The organism is Kitasatospora sp. CM 4170 (assembly GCF_032110285.1).
GTDB lineage: Bacteria > Actinomycetota > Actinomycetes > Streptomycetales > Streptomycetaceae > Kitasatospora > Kitasatospora aburaviensis.
In genome coordinates this window covers 2,878,942-2,897,552 of the sequence record NZ_CP134877.1, presented here as the reverse complement: position 1 = coordinate 2,897,552, position 18,611 = coordinate 2,878,942, and the positions used below count along the sequence as shown (strand labels likewise).

Here is an 18,611-nt window from a genome sequence, read left to right as displayed (position 1 = left end):
GGCGGTTCCGGTGCGCCGGAAAAGGGCGCTGCCGATCCCTGGCGGGTGATCTCGGCCACCACGACCGCCTACAAGTCGGCCGGCCCGGTGGCCCGCCTGCAGGCCTTCCGGGCCCGCCTGCGGTACACCCTGGACCGGCCGCTGACGCCCTACCTGCTGATCATCGGCTCGACCCTGCTGCTGGTCGTCCTGGGCCTGATGATGGTCTTCTCGGCCTCGCAGATCCTGGCCCTGGGCCAGCACCGCTCGGCGCAGTACTACTTCCTGAAACAGCTGGTCGCGGTGGTGCTCGGCCTGGTGCTGCTGATCGGCTTCGCGGCCGTGCCGGTGGCGGTGCTGCGGGTGATCGTCTACCCGGTGATGTTCGGGGTGATCGGCGCGCTCGCGCTGGTCGCGATCCCCGGCGTCGGGGTCGAGGTCAACGGGAACCGGAACTGGCTGGATCTCGGCCTGATGCAGTTCCAGCCGTCCGAGTTCGCCAAACTCGCCCTGGTGCTCTGGGGCGCCGACCTGCTCGCCCGCAAACAGCGCAACGGCACCCTCGACCAGTGGAAGCACCTGCTGGTCCCGCTGGTGCCGGGCGCGCTGCTGCTGCTGGCGATGATCATGCTCGGTGGTGACATGGGCACCTCGATGATCCTGGTGGCCATGCTCTTCGGCCTGCTCTGGATGGTCGGCGCGCCACTGCGGCTGTTCGTCGCCACCCTCGGCGTGGCCGTCGTGGTCTGCACCGCCCTGGTGGTCACCGTCCCGCACCGGGCCGAGCGGCTCTCCTGCATCGGCGTCACCAAGCTCGACCCGGCCGGCGCCTGCTTCCAGGCGCTGCACGGGGTCTACTCGTTCGGCCTCGGCGGCCTCTTCGGCTCCGGCCTCGGCGCCGGGGTGGAGAAGTGGGGCCAGCTCCCGGAGGCGCACACCGACTTCATCTTCGCCGCGACCGGCGAGGAACTCGGCCTGGTGGGGACGCTGTCGGTGATCGGTCTCTTCGCGGCACTAGGCTACGCGGGTATCCGTGTGGCCATCGGTACGAAGGACCCCTTCGTCAGGTACGCCGCGGGAGCCGCCACCACCTGGATCATGGCGCAGGCCGTGATCAACCTGGGGTCGGCGCTGGGACTGCTGCCCATCGCGGGCGTCCCGCTCCCGCTGTTCTCCTACGGCGGTTCCGCCATGCTGTCGGCCATGTCCGCGATCGGGGTGCTGCTCTGCCTGGCACGCAGCAGCTCGGGCGCGAAGGCGGCCCTGGCCGCCCGGAGCAAGAACTCCCGGATCAGGAGACGACTGGCCCGGGTGCTGCCACGACGACGAACCACAGCGCGCCCGGCCCCCGGGCCGGCACGCAGGGAGCGGTGAATTTCGGTGCATGTCGTACTCGCCGGCGGGGGGACCGCCGGTCACATCGAGCCGGCCATGGCCCTCGCGGACGCACTCCGCAGGCACGACCCGTCCGTCGGGATCACCGCCCTCGGCACCGAGCGCGGCCTGGAGACCCGACTGGTGCCCGAGCGCGGCTACCAGCTGGAGCTCATCCCGGCCGTCCCGCTGCCCCGCAAGCCCACCCCCGAGCTGATCACCGTCCCGGGCCGGCTGCGCGGCACCGTCCGGGCCGCCCAGGAGATCATCGAGCGGGTCAACGCGGACGTCGTGGTCGGCTTCGGCGGCTACGTCGCGATGCCGGCCTACCTGGCCGCCAAGCGGGCCGGTGTGCCGATCGTGGTGCACGAGGCCAACGCCCGGCCCGGCCTGGCCAACAAGATCGGCGCCCGGTACAGCGACTTCGTCGCCGTCTCCACGCCGGACAGCAAGCTGCGCGACTCCCGGTACATCGGCATCCCGCTGCGCCGCACCATCGCCACGCTGGACCGCAACGCGGCCCGCCCGGAGGCCCGCCACTACTTCGGCCTCGACCAGCGGCTGCCCACCCTGCTGGTCTCCGGCGGCTCGCAGGGCGCCCGCCGGCTGAACGAGACCGTCACCGCGATCGCGCCGCGGCTGCAGCAGTACGGCGTGCAGATCCTGCACGCGGTCGGCCCGAAGAACGAGCTGCCGCAGGTGGACGACATCCCCGGGATGCCGCCGTACCGCCCGGTGCCGTACGTGGACCGGATGGACCTCGCCTACGCCGCGGCCGACCTGATGCTCTGCCGGGCCGGCGCCATGACGGTGGCCGAGCTGGCGGCGGTCGGCCTGCCCGCCGCGTTCGTCCCGCTGCCGATCGGCAACGGCGAGCAGCGGCTGAACGCCCAGCCGATGGTCAAGGCCGGCGGCGGCCTGCTGGTCGACGACGCCGAGCTCACCCCGGACTGGGTGCTGCAGAACGTGCTGCCGGTGCTGACCGACCCGCAGCGGCTCTGGGACATGAGCCGGGCCGCGGCCGAGTTCGGCCGTCGGGACGCCGACGAACTGCTGGTCGGCATGGTGTACGAGGCGATCGACGCCGCCCGGGGTGGCCGCCGCCGTGGCTGACGGCCGGCTCGCCGACCCGCCCCCGGCCGCCGGCCGGGGGTACCCGCGGGACGAGGTGGAGTTCGGGGACGAGGAGTACGCTCCCCGGCTCCGGCTCTCCCGGCGGGGCATCGCGGTGCTGGGCGCGCTCGGCGCCGCGGTGGTCGGCGTGCTGGCCTGGCTGGTGTTCTTCTCCCCGGCCCTGGACGTGCGCAGCGTCGCGGTCCAGGGCGCGGCGGACGACAAGCTGACGGCCGACCAGGTCCGCGCGGCCATCGGCGAGCTCGGCGGCGGCCCGCTGGCCCGGGTGGACCTCGACGACGTGAAGAAGCGGGTGGAGGCGATCCCGCGGGTGGCCGGCGCCGAGGTCTGGCGGGGGTGGCCGCACACGCTGCGGGTGAAGCTCACCCAGCGGACCGCGGTCGCCGCCGTGAAGGGCGAGGACGGCCGCTTCACCCAGGTGGACGCCGCAGGCGTGAGCTTCGCCACCGAGGCGGCGGCGCCCGCGGGCGTCCCGGTGGTCGAGCTCCGCTTGAGCCAGCAGGCCGCCGACGCGGAGCCGGTGCTCGGCCGGCCCCAACTGGTCCAGGCCGCGGTGGCGGTCGCCGCCGGACTTCCGGCCGAGATCCGGCAACGGGCCGGGGCGGTGCTGGTGCACTCCTACGACGACATCCAGTTGCAGCTCAGCGGGGGTACCACAGTTCGCTGGGGGAGTGCGGAGCAAATCGATCGAAAAGCCCGGGTCCTGGTGGCACTGATGCATCAGAAGGGTACGAACTTCGACGTGAGTGCGCCCGAGGCGCCGGCGGTGTCCGGATGATCCGGTAGGTTCTGTGATTGAGGGAGGGGTTGACGGCTTTCGACGTCGGCCCGAACCTTGGTGGTCACCCCGGTTTCATCGGCCGGCCGATGATCACATAGGCTCAAAAGAAAAAGGGAAGCTCGGCGTGTTCGTTGAAACACGTGCCAGCGGCCACCTAGTGTCCTGTGTCACCAGACTGTGTCCCCTGGTGATGTGACGGGGGCACAGGACTAACCCTAAACGTCAAGTTTAGGGTTGGGGTCGGTGGTCGGCATTTCGGACATTCAGTCAGAAACCAGGCTCCCTACCCATCGACATCCGTCGGTACGGCACCCCACCGGGCGTCGGCCGACCCGGAAATTCGAGGCGAGAGGCCTTCGACGTGGCAGCACCGCAGAACTACCTCGCAGTCATCAAGGTCGTCGGTATCGGCGGCGGTGGTGTCAACGCCATCAACCGGATGATCGAGGTCGGTCTCAAGGGCGTCGAGTTCATCGCGATCAACACCGATGCGCAGGCCCTCCTGATGAGCGACGCCGACGTCAAGCTCGATGTGGGCCGTGAACTCACCCGGGGCCTCGGCGCCGGCGCCAATCCCGAGGTCGGCCGGAAGGCCGCCGAGGACCACCGCGAGGAGATCGAGGAGGTCCTCAAGGGGGCCGACATGGTCTTCGTCACCGCCGGCGAGGGCGGCGGCACCGGCACGGGCGGCGCGCCGGTGGTGGCCAACATCGCCCGCTCGCTCGGCGCGCTGACCATCGGCGTGGTCACCCGCCCCTTCACCTTCGAGGGCCGGCGTCGCGCCAACCAGGCCGAGGACGGCATCGCCAGCCTGCGCGAAGAGGTCGACACCCTCATCGTGATCCCCAACGACCGGCTGCTGTCCATCTCGGACCGCCAGGTCAGCGTGCTGGACGCGTTCCGCTCCGCCGACCAGGTGCTGCTCTCCGGTGTCCAGGGCATCACCGACCTGATCACCACCCCGGGTCTGATCAACCTCGACTTCGCCGACGTCAAGTCCGTCATGTCGGACGCCGGTTCGGCGCTCATGGGCATCGGCTCGGCCCGCGGCGAGGACCGCGCCAAGGCGGCCGCCGTGATGGCGATCTCCTCGCCGCTGCTGGAGGCCTCGATCGACGGCGCCCGCGGTGTGCTGCTCTCCATCTCCGGCGGCTCCGACCTCGGCCTGTTCGAGATCAACGAGTCCGCCCAGCTGGTCAGCGAGGCCGCGCACCCCGAGGCCAACATCATCTTCGGTGCGGTCATCGACGACGCGCTCGGCGACGAGGTTCGGGTCACCGTGATCGCGGCCGGGTTCGACGGCGGCCAGCCGCCCGCCATCGTCCGCGACCCGGTGGTCAAGGCCGGTCAGCAGGCCCCGGCCGCCTCCGCCCCGGCCGCCGCGCCGGAGCGCCCGGCGAGCCGCCCCTCGTACGGGAGCATCGGCTCGGTGACCGCCCGCCAGGAGGCGGAGGCCCCGGCGCCGACGCGCTCGGCGGAGGCCCCGGCCACCGCGACCGCCGCCCCGGTGCCGCCGCAGGTGCAGCCGGCCCGCCAGCCGTTCGTGGAGAGCCCCGCCGAGGAGCTCGACGTCCCGGACTTCCTTAAGTGATCGAACGCACGGACCGCAACGGTGCTCACTTCGCCTTCACCACCCGGTGGGGCGGGGTGAGCACTTCGCCGTACGGGGAGCTGAACCTCGGCGGTGCGGTGGGGGACGATCCGGCCGCCGTCCGGGAGAACCGGGCGATCGCGGCCCGCTCGCTGGGGCTGGACCCGGCGGACGTGGTCTGGATGAACCAGGTGCACGGCGCGGACGTCGCCGTGGTGACGGAGCGCCAGCCGGCGGGGGAGGCCCCCGTGGTGGACGCCGTGGTCACCGACCGGCCGCTCGCGCTGGCGGTGCTGACCGCCGACTGCACGCCGGTGCTGCTGGCCGACCCGGTGGCGGGCGTGGTGGGCGCGGCCCACGCGGGCCGGCCCGGGCTGGCGGCCGGCGTGGTCCCGGCGGTGGTCCGGGCGATGCTGGAGCTGGGTGCCGAGCCCGGGCGGATCACCGCCGCGGTCGGCCCCGCGGTCTGCGGCCGCTGCTACGAGGTCCCGGAGGCGCTGCGCGCCGAGGTGGCCGCAGTGGTCCCGGCGGCGTACGCGGAGACCTCCTGGGGCACCCCCGCGCTGGACGTGCCGGCGGGAGTGGCGGCCCAGCTCGCCGCCGCGGGAGTCACCGAGCCGGTGCGATCACCGGTCTGCACCCTCGAATCCGCCGATCACTACTCCTACCGCCGTGAGCAGCGCACGGGCCGGCTCGCGAGCTACGTCTGGTTGGGCTCTGAACTCTGATGACGAACGACATCTACGGACCGTTCCCGGGCAGCCGGGAATTCCTCGCCGGCCTGACGGAGGGGCAGCGGGCCCGGTACGAGGAGCTCGGCACCAATCTGGAGGTCGTCGAGCGGCGGATCGCCGACGCCTGCGCCGCCGCGGGGCGGGCGCGCGACGAGGTGAAGCTGGTCGTGGTCACCAAGACCTACCCGGCCGAGGACACCGCGCTGCTGGCCGCACTGGGCGTCAGCGACGTCGCGGAGAACCGCGACCAGGACGCCGCGCCCAAGGCGGAGCAGTGCAGAAACCTTCCGCTGGACTGGCACTTCGTCGGCCAGCTGCAGACCAACAAGGTCCGCTCGGTGGTCCGGTACGCCAACCACGTGCACTCGGTCGACCGGCTGCGGCTGGTGGAGTCGCTCTCCGCGGCGGTGCTCAAGTCGGACCGCCCGGAGCTGGGCTGCCTGGTGCAGGTCGCGCTGGACAAGGACGTGCCGCCCGCCGGCGCGGCCGTGCCGGGCGGGGTCGAGCACCGTGCCGGGGTCGCCCCGGCCGACGTCGCGGCGCTGGCGGACGCGATCGCCGAGGCGCCCGGGCTGCGGCTGGACGGGGTGATGACGGTCGCTCCGCTGGCCGGCCCGCTCGCCGGTGACCCGGTCCGCGCGTTCGCGGCGCTGGCGGAAATCGCAACCGCCGTACGGACAGCCCATCCGGCTGCCACCATGGTTTCCGCGGGAATGAGCGGGGACCTGGAGCAGGCCGTTGCCGCCGGGGCGACACACGTGCGCGTCGGAACGGCGGTACTCGGAGTGCGGTCACCCCTCAGGTAACGTCACCGGGTAGTAGATCAGACTGCAGGACAAAATAGGACAGAAACTAGCAGCTTTCCAGAGCGCTAGCCAACCGTGGATCGCAGCTCCGCGGCCCCCTCCCCACGACTTCTGACCGGCCGTCGGCCCGGCGGGTCGTCGCGGGCGGAACCGCGGACTCCGCAGCGGGGCCGTGGGCCCGGCCGCCGGGACGGTCCACCACAGCGGAGGAGACAGGAGCATGGCCGGCGCAATGCGCAAGATGGCGGTCTACCTCGGCCTCGTGGAGGACGAGACGTACGACGGCCAGGGGTACGACCCCGACGACGACTACGACGCGGACCCCGAGCCGATCCGCGCCGGACGGACCGAGGACATCCCCCGGCCGGCCGCTCCGGCACCCGCCCCGGTCTCCTCGATCACGCCGCAGCCGGTGCCGGCCGCGGTCCCGATCCGGCAGGAGGCCCCGAGGATGGCCCCAGTGTCGTCCATCACACCCGAACGCCGCCACAACCTGGAGAAGAGCGCCCCGGTGATCATGCCCAAGGTAGTGAACGAACGAGAGCCCTACCGCATCACCACGCTGCACCCCCGGACCTACAACGAGGCCCGTACCATCGGGGAACAGTTCCGCGGCGGGACTCCGGTGATCATGAATCTGACCGAGATGGACGACACCGACGCCAAGCGCCTCGTAGACTTCGCCGCTGGACTCGTCTTCGGTCTGCACGGCAGTATCGAGCGCGTGACACAGAAGGTGTTCCTGCTGTCGCCTGCTAACGTCGATGTCACGGCGGAGGACAAGGCTCGGATCGCCGAGGGTGGGTTCTTCAACCAGAGCTGACCCGGCCACGACTTTACGTGTGGATCTGATCGACAGCGAGTTAGCGACAGGCGGCACGGCCCGAGGGCCGAGAACCGGGGAGAGGGAAGCGCGATGGGGATCGTGTGGGCGGTGCTCTATTACGCGCTGACCGTCTTCCTGGTGTTCCTGCTTGTGCGGCTGGTGATGGACTGGGTGTTCCAGTTCGCACGTTCGTGGCGGCCCGGCAAGGCCATGGTCCTGGTCCTGGAGGCCACGTACACTGTCACGGATCCGCCGCTCAAGCTTCTTCGGCGGTTCATCCCGCCGTTGCGTCTCGGGGGCGTGGCGCTCGACCTGTCCTTCTTCGTACTGATGATCATTGTGTATGTCCTGATCTCGCTTGTGCGGCCCTAGTCGTAGGTGAGCGATGCGACAGGATGCCGGTGTGCCGACGATCACGTTGAGGTGAAGAGATGCCATTGACCCCCGAGGACGTTCGGAACAAGCAGTTCACGACCGTCCGCCTGCGCGAAGGCTATGACGAGGACGAGGTCGATGCCTTCCTCGACGAGGTCGAGGCGGAGCTGACCCGCCTTCTCCGCGAGAACGAGGACCTGCGTGCCAAGCTGGCCGCTGCGACCCGTGCCGCCGCGCAGAACCAGGCCAACATGCGCAAGGAGCCGCCGCAGGACTCGCGGCCCGGCGCTCCCGTGCCGGCTGCCATATCCGGCCCGCCGGTCCCCGGCCAGCAGGGCGGCCCCGGCGGCCCGCAGCCGATGGGTGGCCCGGGTGGTCCCCAGCAGATGGGCGGCCCGCAGCAGCAGATGGGCAACCAGCCCCTCGGCCTGCCGTCCGGTGCCCCGCAGCTCCCGGCCGGTCCGGGTGGTCCCCAGCAGATGGGCGGCCCGCAGCAGCAGATGAACCAGACCATGGGCGGCCAGCAGCAGCTGGTCCAGCCGATGGGCGGTCAGATGCTCCAGCCGATGGGCGGCCCCGGCGGCCCGCAGGGCATGGGCAACCCGATGGGCCAGGGCATGGGCCAGCAGCAGATGCAGCAGATGGGTGGCCCCATGGGCGCCCCGCAGCAGATGGGCGGCCCGCTCGGCGGCCCGATGCAGCAGCAGGGCCCCGGCGGCGACAGCGCTGCCCGCGTGCTCGCGCTCGCCCAGCAGACCGCCGACCAGGCGATCTCCGAGGCCCGTTCCGAGGCCAACAAGATCGTCGGCGAGGCCCGCAGCCGCGCCGAGGGCCTGGAGCGGGACGCCCGCGCCAAGGCCGACGCGCTGGAGCGGGACGCGCAGGAGAAGCACCGCGTCGCGATGGGCTCGCTGGAGTCCGCGCGGGCCACGCTGGAGCGCAAGGTCGAGGACCTGCGGGCGTTCGAGCGTGAGTACCGCACGCGTCTGAAGTCGTACCTGGAGACCCAGCTGCGCCAGCTGGAGTCGCAGGCGGACGACTCGCTCGCCCCGCCGCGCATCCCGGCCACCGCTTCGCTGCCGCCGGCCGCGTCGTCGATGGCTCCGGCCGGTGCGTCCGCGATGAGCGGCGGTGCCCCGAGCTTCGGTGGCAACCAGCCGTCCTTCGGCGGGAACCAGCCCTCGTTCGGCGGGCAGAGCTCGTTCGGCGGGAGCTCGGGAGCCCCGAGCTTCGGCGGGCAGACCTCCGGCGGCAACACCGGTGCCCCGCAGATGCAGCCGGCCGGGATGACCCAGCCGATGGCGGCGGTCCGGCCCCAGCCGCCGCAGCCGATGCAGCAGGCGCCGGCGCCGATGCGCGGGTTCCTGATCGACGAGGACGGCGACAACTAGTCGCGGTCGGCACTCCGAAGCGCCCCCGCTTCGACCTTCGGGTCGGGGCGGGGGCGCTTCGCCGTTCCCGGGCGCGCCTGGCGGTTCGGGCGGCCGCCGGCTCGGGCGGCCCGCTGGTTCCGGGGGTCGTTGGTTCGGGCGGGTCTGCGCGGGAAAGCCGAAGCGGCCGGCACCTCGGGAGGTGCCGGCCGCTTCGGGCGGGGTCAGGCCTTGCGGAGCTGGAAGGCGAGGCCCAGGCCCTCGTCGGTGAAGGTCTCGGACTCCCAGTCGGCGGCGCCGGCCGCGAAGTCGGTGGCCAGCACCTCCTCGGCGACCAGCGGGCCGTGCTCGGCGACGGCCTCGGCGGTCTCCTCGCTCGTCGCCCGCCAGCGCAGGACGATCCGGTCGGCGACGTCCAGACCGGAGTTCTTGCGGGCCTCCTGGATCTGGCGGATCGCGTCGCGGGCGATGCCGAGGCGCTTGAGCTCCGGGGTGATCGTCAGGTCGAGGGCGACGGTGGCACCGGACTCGTTGGCGACGGCCCAGCCCTCGCGCGGCGTCTCGGTGATGACCACCTCGTCCGGGGCCAGGGTGACCGTCTCGCCGTTCAGCTCGACCGAGGTCCGGCCGTCGGCGCGCAGCTCGGCGGCCAGGCGGGCGGCGTCGGTGGCGGCGACCGCCTTGGCGACGTCCTGGACGCCCTTGCCGAAGCGCTTGCCCAGCGCACGGAAGTTGGCCTTGGCCGTGGTGTCGACCAGCGAGCCGCCGACCTCGGCCAGCGACTCCAGGGTGGAGACGTTGAGCTCCTCGGCGATCTGCGCGCGCAGGTCGGCCGGCAGCTCCTCCCAGCCCTGGGCGGCGATCAGCGCCCGGGAGAGCGGCTGACGGGTCTTCACGCCGGACTCGGCGCGGGTGGCCCGGCCGAGCTCGACCAGGCGGCGCACCAGCGACATGTGCCGGGAGAGGTCGGCGTCGATCAGCGACTCGTCCGCCTCCGGCCAGGTAGCCAGGTGGACCGAGGCCGGGGCGTCCGGGACCACCGGGACGACCAGGTCCTGCCAGACCCGCTCGGTGATGAACGGGGTGAGCGGGGCCATCAGCCGGGTGACCGTCTCCAGCGCCTCGTGCAGGGTGGCGAGCGCGGCGGCGTCGCCCTGCCAGAAGCGGCGGCGGCCGCGGCGGACGTACCAGTTGGAGAGGTCGTCGACGAAGCCGGAGAGCAGCTTGCCGGCGCGCTGGGTGTCGTACGCCTCGAAGGCCGCGTCGACCTCGCGGACCAGGGTGTTGAGCTCGGAGAGCACCCAGCGGTCCAGCTGCGGACGGTCGGCCGGGGCCGGGTCGGCGGCCGAGGGGGCCCAGCCGGTGGTGCGGGCGTACAGCGCCTGGAAGGCGACGGTGTTCCAGTAGGTGAGGAGGGTCTTGCGGACCACCTCCTGGATCGTCCCGTGGCCGACCCGGCGGGCCGACCAGGGCGAGCCGCCGGCCGCCATGAACCAGCGGACGGCGTCGGCGCCGTGCTGGTCCATCAGCGGGATCGGCTGCAGGATGTTGCCCAGGTGCTTGGACATCTTCCGGCCGTCCTCGGCCAGGATGTGGCCCAGGCAGACGACGTTCTCGTAGCTGTTCCTGTCGAACACCAGGGTGCCGACGGCCATCAGCGTGTAGAACCAGCCGCGGGTCTGGTCGATCGCCTCGGAGATGAACTGCGCCGGGTAGCGCTTCTCGAACAGCTCCTTGTTCTGGTACGGGTAGCCGTACTGGGCGAACGGCATCGAGCCCGAGTCGTACCAGGCGTCGATGACCTCGGGCACGCGGGTCGAGGTGCCGCCGCACTCGCGGCAGGCGAAGGTGACGTCGTCGATGAACGGGCGGTGCGGGTCGAGGCCGCTCTGGTCGGAGCCGGTCAGCTCGGTCAGCTCGGCCAGCGAGCCGACGCAGGTGAGGTGGCCCTCCTCGCAGCGCCAGATCGGCAGCGGGGTGCCCCAGTACCGGTTCCGGCTGAGCGCCCAGTCGATGTTGTTGTTCAGCCAGTCGCCGAAGCGGCCGTGCTTGACCGTCTCCGGGAACCAGTTGGTGGCCTCGTTCTCGCGGATCAGCGCGTCCTTGACGGCGGTGGTCCGGATGTACCAGGACGGCTGCGCGTAGTAGAGCAGGGCGGTGTGGCAGCGCCAGCAGTGCGGGTAGCTGTGCTCGTACGGCAGGTGGCGGAAGAGCAGGCCGCGCTCCTTGAGGTCCGCGACCAGGGCCTCGTCGGCCTTCTTGAAGAACTGGCCGCCGACCAGCGGGACCTCGGGGGCGAAGGTGCCGTCGGCGAGCACCGGGTTGACCACCGGCAGGCCGTACCTGCGGCAGGTCGCGAGGTCGTCCGCACCGAAGGCGGGGGACTGGTGGACGATGCCGGTGCCGTCCTCGGTGGTGACGTAGTCGGCGTTGAGGACGTAGTGCGCGTCCTCGATCTCGACCAGGTCGAAGGGGCGGCGGTAGGCCCAGCGCTCCATCTCGGCGCCGGTGAAGCGCTGCCCGGTGGCCTCCCAGCCCTCGCCGAGGGCCTTGGCCAGCAGCGGCTCGGCGACGACCAGCTTCTCGTTGCCGTCGGTGGCCACCACGTAGACCACCTCGGGGTGGACGGCGGCGGCGGTGTTGGAGACCAGGGTCCAGGGGGTGGTCGTCCAGACCAGCAGGGCGGCCTCGCCGGCCAGCGGGCCGCCGGTGAGCGGGAAGCGGACGAACACCGAGGGGTCGACGACGGTCTCGTAGCCCTGCGCGAGCTCGTGGTCGGACAGGCCGGTGCCGCAGCGCGGGCACCAGGGGGCGACGCGGTGGTCCTGGACCAGCAGGCCCTTGTCGAAGATCTGCTTGAGCGACCACCAGACGGACTGGACGTACGACGGGTCCATCGTCCGGTAGGCCTCGTCGAGGTCGACCCAGTACCCCATGCGGGTGGTCAGCTCGGCGAAGGCGTCGGTGTGCCGGGTCACCGAGTCGCGGCACTTGGCGTTGAACTCGGCGATGCCGTAGGCCTCGATGTCCTGCTTGCCGGAGAAGCCGAGCTCCTTCTCGACGGCGAGCTCCACCGGGAGGCCGTGGCAGTCCCAGCCGGCCTTGCGGGCGACGTGGTAGCCCTTCATCGTCCGGTAGCGGGGGAAGACGTCCTTGAAGACGCGGGCCTCGATGTGGTGGGCGCCGGGCATGCCGTTGGCGGTGGGCGGGCCCTCGTAGAAGACCCACTCCGGGCGGCCCTCGGACTGCTCCAGGCTGCGCCGGAACACCTTGTTGTCCTGCCAGAAGGAGAGGATCTGGTGTTCCAGGGCGGGCAGGTCGACCTGCGCGGGGACGGGGTTGTAGGAACTCATCGCGGCGTCTACCTCCGGCGGATGTGGACTGGATCCGACGGAGGGACGAGACGGCATGCCGTCCCGCGGTACCACCCTCCTTGGCCGCGGTGCTGCGTGCGGCCCTCTTGTTTGGGCTTGCTGCCGGGTCTAGTAGGCCGGTGGCCGTTCTTCCGGCGGCTCCGGGGTGATCTTCCCGCCGCGCACACCCCCGGGCTCGCACCGTCCCCGGGTCGCTGGTGGCTGCGTACGTCGGTACTCGTCCCATCTGCGCCTTGCAGGCCCAGTGTATCGGCCGCCGCAAGTCGGTTTGCCGGGTCGCCGCGGCGCCGCGGCGACCCGTTCCCGGTGCGCTGCGCGGGGGTGGTTAGGCGGGGGTGATCTGGGCACAACTCTGGTCAGCGCGCAGGTGGGGCGGCTGTGGCGGCTGCCCGGGTGGGATCATGGTGAGGCGTCGGTATGTCATGTTGTGACCGGTTTTGATGGGGATTATCGTTCCGGCACTGGAAGCCGCCGGGAACCGGCGGCTCGATTCGTTCGTAGATGGGGTCGAAGCCATGGCTGATAAGGCAACCGGCGCGGGTACCGCCACCAAGCGGGCACGCAAGGCCGTGGCAGGAGAACCAGGGGAGGGGACCGTGACTACTACCGCACGGCACAAGACCAGCAACGACGCCACGCTCGTGGCCCCCGGCCGCGCCCGCACCGCGGCCGCCACCGCGCCCCGCGGCGCCGAGTCGGTGGACCCGGCCGAGCTGCCGGTCCGCCCGGGCGAGGACCCGTGGACCTCGGAGGAGGTGCACGAGCTGCACGCCGAGCTGATCAGCGAGCTCGACCGGCTGCGCGGGGAGATCGACGCCGCCGAGGCGGCCATCACGGGCCTGATGCGCGACTCCAACGACGGAGCCGGCGACGACCAGGTGGACGCCGGTACGAAGAACATCTCGCGGGAGAGCGAGCTGGCCCTCGCCAACAACGCCCGGGACAGCCTCGCCCAGACCGAGCACGCGCTGGCCCGGCTGGAGGGCGTCGGGTTCGGCATCTGCGAGTCCTGCGGCCAGGCCATCGGCAAGGCCCGGATGCAGGCCTTCCCCCGGGCGACGCTCTGCGTCCAGTGCAAGGCCAAGCAGGAACGCCGCTGACCGGGGCGACGCGGGGGGTCGGGCTTGCCGTACGCTCGACCCCGTAACGTCGCCCGACCGGCTTGGGCAGGCGACCGGAGGCCCCCGCCCCCCGACGACGAGCGGGGGGACCCCCATCGGCAGCGGAGCGGATCATCAGTACGCAAGGTTCCCCCCAGACGCGGGACGAAGCCGTCCCCACCCCCGCCGAAGCCGTGGAGGAGGCCGTGGCCGAGCCCGGCGAGGTGACCGCCGCCCCGGCGGAGCAGGAGGCGCCGAAGGGCCGCCGGCGGATCGGCGTCCTGCTCGTCGTCGCGCTGCTCGCCTTCCTGATCGACCTGGGCAGCAAGCTGCTCGTGGTGGCCCGGCTGGAGAACCACGCGGCCATCAAGGTGATCGGCGACGTCGTCACCTTCCAGGTCATCCGCAACTCCGGTGCCGCCTTCGGCATGGGCCAGGCGCTGACCGTGGTCTTCACGATGATCGCCGCGGCCGTCATCGTGGTGATCTGGCGGATCGCCCGCAGGCTGTACAGCCTGCCGTGGGCGATCGCGCTCGGACTGCTGCTCGGCGGCGCGCTGGGCAACCTCACCGACCGGCTGTTCCGCTCGCCGGGCGTCTTCCGCGGGCACGTGGTCGACTTCATCTCCGTCCAGCACTTCGCCGTCTTCAACCTCGCCGACTCGGCGATCGTCTGCGGCGGCATCCTGGTCGTCCTGCTCTCCTTCCGGGGCAGCAACCCGGACGGCACCGTGCACCAGCCGGCCGCGAAGGACGAGGCCGGCCGGGGCGGCCCGGGCTCCGAGGACAAGTAGCGCGCGAGGAGCGGGGCCGCGCGTCCGGCATACTCGTACGGGTGAGTACCGCAGCGCAGATCCGCAGCCTCCCCGTTCCCGACGGCTTGGAGGGCGAGCGTCTCGACGCCGCCCTCGCCCGGATGTTCGGCTTCTCCCGGACCAAGGCCGCCGAGCTGGCCGCCGACGGCAAGGTGACGCTCGACGGCACCGTGGCCGGCAAGTCGGACCGGGTGACCGCCGGCTCCTGGCTGGAGGTCGAGATCCCCGCCCCCGCCGCGCCCGTGCGGATCGTCGCCGAGCACGTCGAGGGCATGCGCATCGTCCACGACGACGAGGACATCGTGCTCGTCGACAAGCCGGTCGGCGTCGCCGCCCACCCCAGCCCGGGCTGGACCGGCCCGACCGTGATCGGCGGGCTCGCCGCGGCGGGCTACCGGATCTCCACCTCGGGCGCCGCCGAGCGCCAGGGCATCGTGCACCGGCTCGACGTCGGCACCTCGGGTCTGATGGTGGTCGCCAAGTCCGAGCGCGCCTACACCGACCTCAAGCGGCAGTTCCACGACCGGGTGACCGAGAAGAAGTACCACACGCTGGTCCAGGGCCACCCGGACCCGCTCAGCGGCACCGTGGACGCGCCGATCGGCCGCCACCCCAGCTCGGACTGGAAGTGGGCGGTCACCCGCGAAGGCAAGCCGTCCGTCACCCACTACGACCTGATCGAGGCCTACCGGGCCGCCTCGCTGTTGGACATCAAGCTGGAGACCGGCCGCACCCACCAGATCCGGGTGCACATGTCGGCGCTGCGCCACCCCTGCGTGGGCGACCTCACCTACGGCGCCGACCCGACGCTGGCCAAGCGGCTCGGGCTGACCCGGCAGTGGCTGCACGCGGTCTCGCTCGGCTTCGAGCACCCCGCCGACGGCGAGTGGGTGCAGTTCTCCAGCGAGTACCCGGCGGACCTGCGCAAGGCGCTGGACACCATCGCGGCGGAGAGCTGACCGCGGCCGCGGGCCGACGGGACCGGGAGAAGGGGAGGCCGGAATGAGCACCACCATCAGGGTGGCCGAGGGGGAGGCGGACCTCGCGCTGGTGCACGGGGTGCGGCGCGAGGTGTTCATCGTCGAGCAGGGGATCCCCGAGGACGAGGAGTGGGACGACCTCGACGGCACGTCGGAGCACCTGCTGGCGATCGGCCCGGACGGTGCGGCGCTGGGGACGGCCCGGCTGATCCACGGCGAGCAGGCGCTCAAGCTGACCGGCGGGATCGAGGGGCGGGTGCTGCTCGGCCGGCTCGCGGTGGTGCGGGCCGCACGCGGCACCGGCCTCGGCGCCGAGCTGGTGCGGGCCGTCGAGGCGGCCGGGATCCGGCGCGGGGCGCACGAGGTCGAGCTGCACGCGCAGGTCCGGGCGCTGGGCTTCTACGCGCGGCTCGGGTACGCGGCCGAGGGGCCGGAGTACCTGGACGCCGGTATCCCGCACCGGACGATGACCCGGGTGTTGTAGACCCGGTCCGGCCGGACCCGGGCCCGGTCCGCGCGCGGACCGTTGGACGGTGATCCACACGCGGGTTCCTGAGCGGACTCCCGGCTTCGGTCGGGAGCCGGGGGCCACCGACGGCGGCCCGCCTCGATCCGAGGCGGGCCGCCGTTCGCGTGTCCGCAGGGCGGGGAGTGACGGCCGGGGCCGGCTCGCGGTGGTCCGTGGTCCGGGATCCGGGGGCTGTGGAGCCGCCCGGCTCGGTTCGTCGGCGAACCGCTTATTGCTCGGTTACGCGCGTGCGGAAAGGTCGGCCACGAGTGTCAGTGGTCCAGCCGAGATGGTGAGCGTGAGTCGGATGAGCAGCGGGTCGTTCCGGATCGACCTCGTGGAGGTGGAGGCGGCCGCCAGGAGGATCCAGGCCCTGGTCCGGGAACTGGAGCCGCATGCCGCCAGGGTCGAGGCCGCTGTCCGGCAGGTCTCCCCGGCCTCGTACGGCACCGATCAGGTGGGTGCGGCGCTCCTGGGCGGCGCACAGGCGGCCGGCGGGCCGTGGACCGGCGGGCTGATCGGGCACCAGGGGCGGGCGCTCCAGGGCATGCGCCGCTACCTGTGGAACTCCGGCCGGATGGCCGAGAACCTGCTGCTGATGTGCCGGCACTACCGCGAGGCCGATGGCAGTCACGCCGCAGCTCTGCAGGCGGTGATCGGGGGTTCCGGGGAGCCGCCCCGCCCCGCCGGCTTCCCGGCGGGGAGCACCGCCGGTACGGCGGCCGCCGGCAACGCGGACTTCTGATCGTCCGCGGTTCCACGCGCCAGTTCCCCCACCCGACCGCCCGGGTCGTTCGCCGGCCGACCGTCGAGCCCGCGCACACGCCCGCTCCGGCCTGTTCGGCCTGTCCGGCCTGTCCGGCCGGCTCCCCGGGCGTCCCGGTTCGCCCGAGAAAGTGACCAGTTCCATGATCGAGTTGCCCGCCGACCTGGCTGCGGTGCTCACGACCCTCAGGAGCCACGAGAACGGGGCGGGGATCGCCTTCCCCGACGCCGACGAGGACCGGCTCGCGGAGCTCGCCCGGGCGTGGGACGCCTGGAACACCGCGGCCGAGCCCCGGGTGCGGGCCATCGTGGCGAGCGCGCAGCAGGCCGCGGCGCACATGTCGGGGGAGGCCGCAGACGGCTTCCGGCAGTACCTGGAGAAGTACGCCGGCCGCGACGACACCCACGCCGTCACCGTGCTGGAGAGCGGGCTCGCGATGGCGCGCTGCCTCCACGAGGCCTCCGGCACCGTCGGCCGCACCAAGGCGGCCATGGTGCAGCAGCTCAGGTCGACCAAGGAGTTCCTCGACGGCAGCATGCCCGGAGCCGCACCCGCGGCCGCCGCACGGTCCGAGGGCGTCGGACTGGCGGTGGACTCGTGCAGGCACCACGTCGGGCAGGCGAGCGCGGACGTCGACTCGATGCTCCGGCAGAACGCCGGCTCGGTCGACCGCATGGACAGCGCCGGACAGGCCTGCGCGCTCGGGCGCGCAGGAGGTCCGGGCGCCGGCGCCGGGGGGACCGATGCCGGTGGTCCCGGGGCGGGCACCGGAGGAGGAGCGGGCGGTGACGCGCGGCCGGTGCTCGCCGGTCTCGGTGGACCGGAGGCGTCGCGGGCCGGGTCCGCCCGGGCCGAGGTGCCCGACCGGGAGAGCGGAGCGGTGTGCCGGCCGGGCGGTGCGGCCGTGCCGGGGCTGAACCTGGCCGGGTTCACCGGCGCGGTCGCGGGCGCCGGTGCGCAGGGCGGGTCGCCCTCCGGCGGGGCCGCCGATCCGGCGGGTGCGGGGGGCGTCTCCTCGGGCGTGCTCGGCCCGGGCGGGGCCGCGGGTGCCGGTGGCGCCGCGGGTGCCGGTGGCGTCGGCGGGCGCAGGGCCGGCGCCGGCGGATCGGCGGGCCGGGCACGGGCGGGTGCCCTGCCCTCCTTCGCGGGCGCGGGCTTCGGGTTCCCCTCCGGTACGGCCGCCGCCGCCGCGGCGGGCAGCCGGGCAGGAACGGTCGGACGCGGCCCGAGCGGTACGACGCGGCAGCCGTCGGGCTCGGGCGCGGCCGGGACCGGCGCGCGGTCCGGCGCGGGCGCTTCCGCCGTTGGAGCGGCTGCCGCCGGGCGTGGCCCCGGCCCGGGGGGCGTGCACGGTCCGGGCCGTGGCGGGGGCAAGAAGGGGACACGCGGCAGGCGCAGGCCCGACCTGGTCGTCGGGCAGGCGCCGGAGGAGGACGAGGCGGTCTCCGACGCCGCCGTGCACGGCCCGGCTGCCGAGGCCCAACTCGGCGACCGGCAGGAGCAGCGGGCGCACCGGCGGTGGCTGGACGACGCCCGTACCGAGGCCGTCGAACAGCGCCGGGCGGAGGCTCCGCAGGCCGCAGCCGCCGGAGCGGAGCCACCGCCGGCGCCCGCAGCCGATCTCCTCACCCAGCTGACCAGCGTGGTGCTGGGACCCGACGCGGGGAGCGGGGGCCGCCCGGAGGAGCGGACGACCGGTACGACCGGCGGTGCTCCGGGCGCGGGAGGTGCCGAGTCCGGCGCGGGGCGGACGGAGGGACGGCCGGCGGCCCCGGCCGCTCGCCCGCGGGGCGGGGTCGGACCCGGCCCCGCGGGCCCCGCGGGCACCGCGGGAGGCGCGGTGCAGGCCGGGCCGGACGCCGGCGGCAGGCCCGCACCGCTCCGGGAGGAGGGGGGCTATCAGGTGCCGAGCCCTCAGCTCCGGGCCGCCTTGGCGAAGCTGGCGGCCGCCGGGGAGTTCGACAAGCCCGCTCCCGGTGGAGCGGCACGGCAGTCGGCGGCCCGGGGGGAGAGCCCCGGCGGTGGCCGGCCCGGGAACGACGAGTAGTCACGGGTGCCGTCGGCCGTCGGCCGCCGCCCGCAGCAACACCGCTGACAG

At 73.1% G+C, this 18,611-nt stretch carries 16 protein-coding genes; 15 read left to right on the top strand and 1 reads right to left on the bottom strand.

Annotated features, from left to right (window positions below; genetic code table 11):
- Nucleotides 1–45 precede the first annotated feature (45 nt).
- The 9 genes from ftsW to RMN57_RS11705 all read left to right on the top strand — a co-directional run bounded on the left by ftsW (nucleotide 46) and on the right by RMN57_RS11705 (nucleotide 8,991).
- Nucleotides 46–1,353 (top strand): putative lipid II flippase FtsW, encoded by a 1,308-nt coding sequence (gene ftsW / locus RMN57_RS11745; protein ID WP_380233542.1) that lies wholly within the window; start codon nucleotides 46–48, stop codon nucleotides 1,351–1,353.
- 6 nt (nucleotides 1,354–1,359) lie between these two features.
- The gene (gene murG / locus RMN57_RS11740; protein ID WP_313763339.1) at nucleotides 1,360–2,466 is read left to right on the top strand and encodes an undecaprenyldiphospho-muramoylpentapeptide beta-N-acetylglucosaminyltransferase; all 1,107 of its coding nucleotides are present in this window, start codon (nucleotides 1,360–1,362) and stop codon (nucleotides 2,464–2,466) included.
- Complete coding sequence (locus RMN57_RS11735; protein ID WP_313763338.1) at nucleotides 2,459–3,265, top strand: FtsQ-type POTRA domain-containing protein; 807 nt, start codon at nucleotides 2,459–2,461, stop codon at nucleotides 3,263–3,265. The genes murG and RMN57_RS11735 overlap by 8 nt, the downstream gene beginning before the upstream one ends.
- A gap of 364 nt (nucleotides 3,266–3,629) precedes the next feature.
- Complete coding sequence (gene ftsZ, locus RMN57_RS11730; protein WP_313763337.1) at nucleotides 3,630–4,859, top strand: cell division protein FtsZ; 1,230 nt, start codon at nucleotides 3,630–3,632, stop codon at nucleotides 4,857–4,859.
- Nucleotides 4,856–5,587, top strand: coding sequence for a peptidoglycan editing factor PgeF (gene pgeF / locus RMN57_RS11725; protein ID WP_313763336.1), 732 nt, complete (start codon nucleotides 4,856–4,858; stop codon nucleotides 5,585–5,587). The genes ftsZ and pgeF overlap by 4 nt, the downstream gene beginning before the upstream one ends.
- Nucleotides 5,587–6,399, top strand: coding sequence for a YggS family pyridoxal phosphate-dependent enzyme (locus RMN57_RS11720; protein WP_313763335.1), 813 nt, complete (start codon nucleotides 5,587–5,589; stop codon nucleotides 6,397–6,399). The genes pgeF and RMN57_RS11720 overlap by 1 nt, the downstream gene beginning before the upstream one ends.
- Before the next feature lie 220 nt (nucleotides 6,400–6,619).
- On the top strand, nucleotides 6,620–7,222 hold the full coding sequence (locus tag RMN57_RS11715; protein ID WP_238740332.1) for a cell division protein SepF: 603 nt from the start codon (nucleotides 6,620–6,622) through the stop codon (nucleotides 7,220–7,222).
- A gap of 93 nt (nucleotides 7,223–7,315) precedes the next feature.
- A complete protein-coding gene (locus tag RMN57_RS11710) occupies nucleotides 7,316–7,597 on the top strand; it encodes a YggT family protein (RefSeq protein ID WP_148645520.1) in 282 nt (93 codons plus the stop codon).
- Nucleotides 7,598–7,656: 59 nt separating this feature from the next.
- Nucleotides 7,657–8,991: a DivIVA domain-containing protein gene (locus tag RMN57_RS11705; RefSeq protein WP_313763334.1), complete on the top strand. Its 1,335-nt coding sequence runs from the start codon at nucleotides 7,657–7,659 to the stop codon at nucleotides 8,989–8,991.
- A 203-nt stretch (nucleotides 8,992–9,194) separates the two neighbouring features.
- On the opposite strand, the gene ileS is transcribed toward RMN57_RS11705, so the two are convergent.
- The gene (gene ileS, locus RMN57_RS11700; RefSeq protein WP_313763333.1) at nucleotides 9,195–12,323 is read right to left on the bottom strand and encodes an isoleucine--tRNA ligase; all 3,129 of its coding nucleotides are present in this window, start codon (nucleotides 12,321–12,323) and stop codon (nucleotides 9,195–9,197) included.
- A 617-nt stretch (nucleotides 12,324–12,940) separates the two neighbouring features.
- Here ileS and RMN57_RS11695 point away from each other — a divergent pair.
- The 6 genes from RMN57_RS11695 to RMN57_RS11670 all read left to right on the top strand — a co-directional run bounded on the left by RMN57_RS11695 (nucleotide 12,941) and on the right by RMN57_RS11670 (nucleotide 18,560).
- Nucleotides 12,941–13,444 carry a TraR/DksA family transcriptional regulator gene (locus RMN57_RS11695; protein WP_313763332.1) on the top strand — a complete coding sequence of 168 codons (504 nt, stop codon included), beginning with the start codon at nucleotides 12,941–12,943 and terminating at the stop codon, nucleotides 13,442–13,444.
- Nucleotides 13,445–13,506: 62 nt separating this feature from the next.
- Nucleotides 13,507–14,238, top strand: a complete 732-nt coding sequence (gene lspA, locus RMN57_RS11690; protein WP_380233541.1) for a signal peptidase II — start codon at nucleotides 13,507–13,509, stop codon at nucleotides 14,236–14,238.
- Nucleotides 14,239–14,279: 41 nt separating this feature from the next.
- Nucleotides 14,280–15,218 (top strand): RluA family pseudouridine synthase, encoded by a 939-nt coding sequence (locus RMN57_RS11685; RefSeq protein ID WP_313763330.1) that lies wholly within the window; start codon nucleotides 14,280–14,282, stop codon nucleotides 15,216–15,218.
- 43 nt (nucleotides 15,219–15,261) lie between these two features.
- A complete protein-coding gene (locus tag RMN57_RS11680; protein WP_313763329.1) occupies nucleotides 15,262–15,723 on the top strand; it encodes a GNAT family N-acetyltransferase in 462 nt (153 codons plus the stop codon).
- Nucleotides 15,724–16,054: 331 nt separating this feature from the next.
- Nucleotides 16,055–16,492: a hypothetical protein gene (locus RMN57_RS11675; RefSeq protein WP_313763328.1), complete on the top strand. Its 438-nt coding sequence runs from the start codon at nucleotides 16,055–16,057 to the stop codon at nucleotides 16,490–16,492.
- Between the two features lie 163 nt (nucleotides 16,493–16,655).
- A complete protein-coding gene (locus RMN57_RS11670) occupies nucleotides 16,656–18,560 on the top strand; it encodes a hypothetical protein (protein ID WP_313763327.1) in 1,905 nt (634 codons plus the stop codon).
- Nucleotides 18,561–18,611: the final 51 nt, after the last annotated feature.

Bases quoted from the DNA above. Each gene is read 5' to 3' on its own strand.
- RMN57_RS11720 (WP_313763335.1), top strand. From the start codon at position 5,587: ATGACGAACGACATCTACGGACCGTTCCCGGGCAGCCGGGAATTCCTC.
- RMN57_RS11715 (WP_238740332.1), top strand. From the start codon at position 6,620: ATGGCCGGCGCAATGCGCAAGATGGCGGTCTACCTCGGCCTCGTGGAG.
- RMN57_RS11710 (WP_148645520.1), top strand. From the start codon at position 7,316: ATGGGGATCGTGTGGGCGGTGCTCTATTACGCGCTGACCGTCTTCCTG.
- RMN57_RS11705 (WP_313763334.1), top strand. From the start codon at position 7,657: ATGCCATTGACCCCCGAGGACGTTCGGAACAAGCAGTTCACGACCGTC.
- ileS (WP_313763333.1), bottom strand. From the start codon at position 12,323: ATGAGTTCCTACAACCCCGTCCCCGCGCAGGTCGACCTGCCCGCCCTG.
- RMN57_RS11680 (WP_313763329.1), top strand. From the start codon at position 15,262: ATGAGCACCACCATCAGGGTGGCCGAGGGGGAGGCGGACCTCGCGCTG.
- RMN57_RS11675 (WP_313763328.1), top strand. From the start codon at position 16,055: ATGAGCAGCGGGTCGTTCCGGATCGACCTCGTGGAGGTGGAGGCGGCC.
- RMN57_RS11670 (WP_313763327.1), top strand. From the start codon at position 16,656: ATGATCGAGTTGCCCGCCGACCTGGCTGCGGTGCTCACGACCCTCAGG.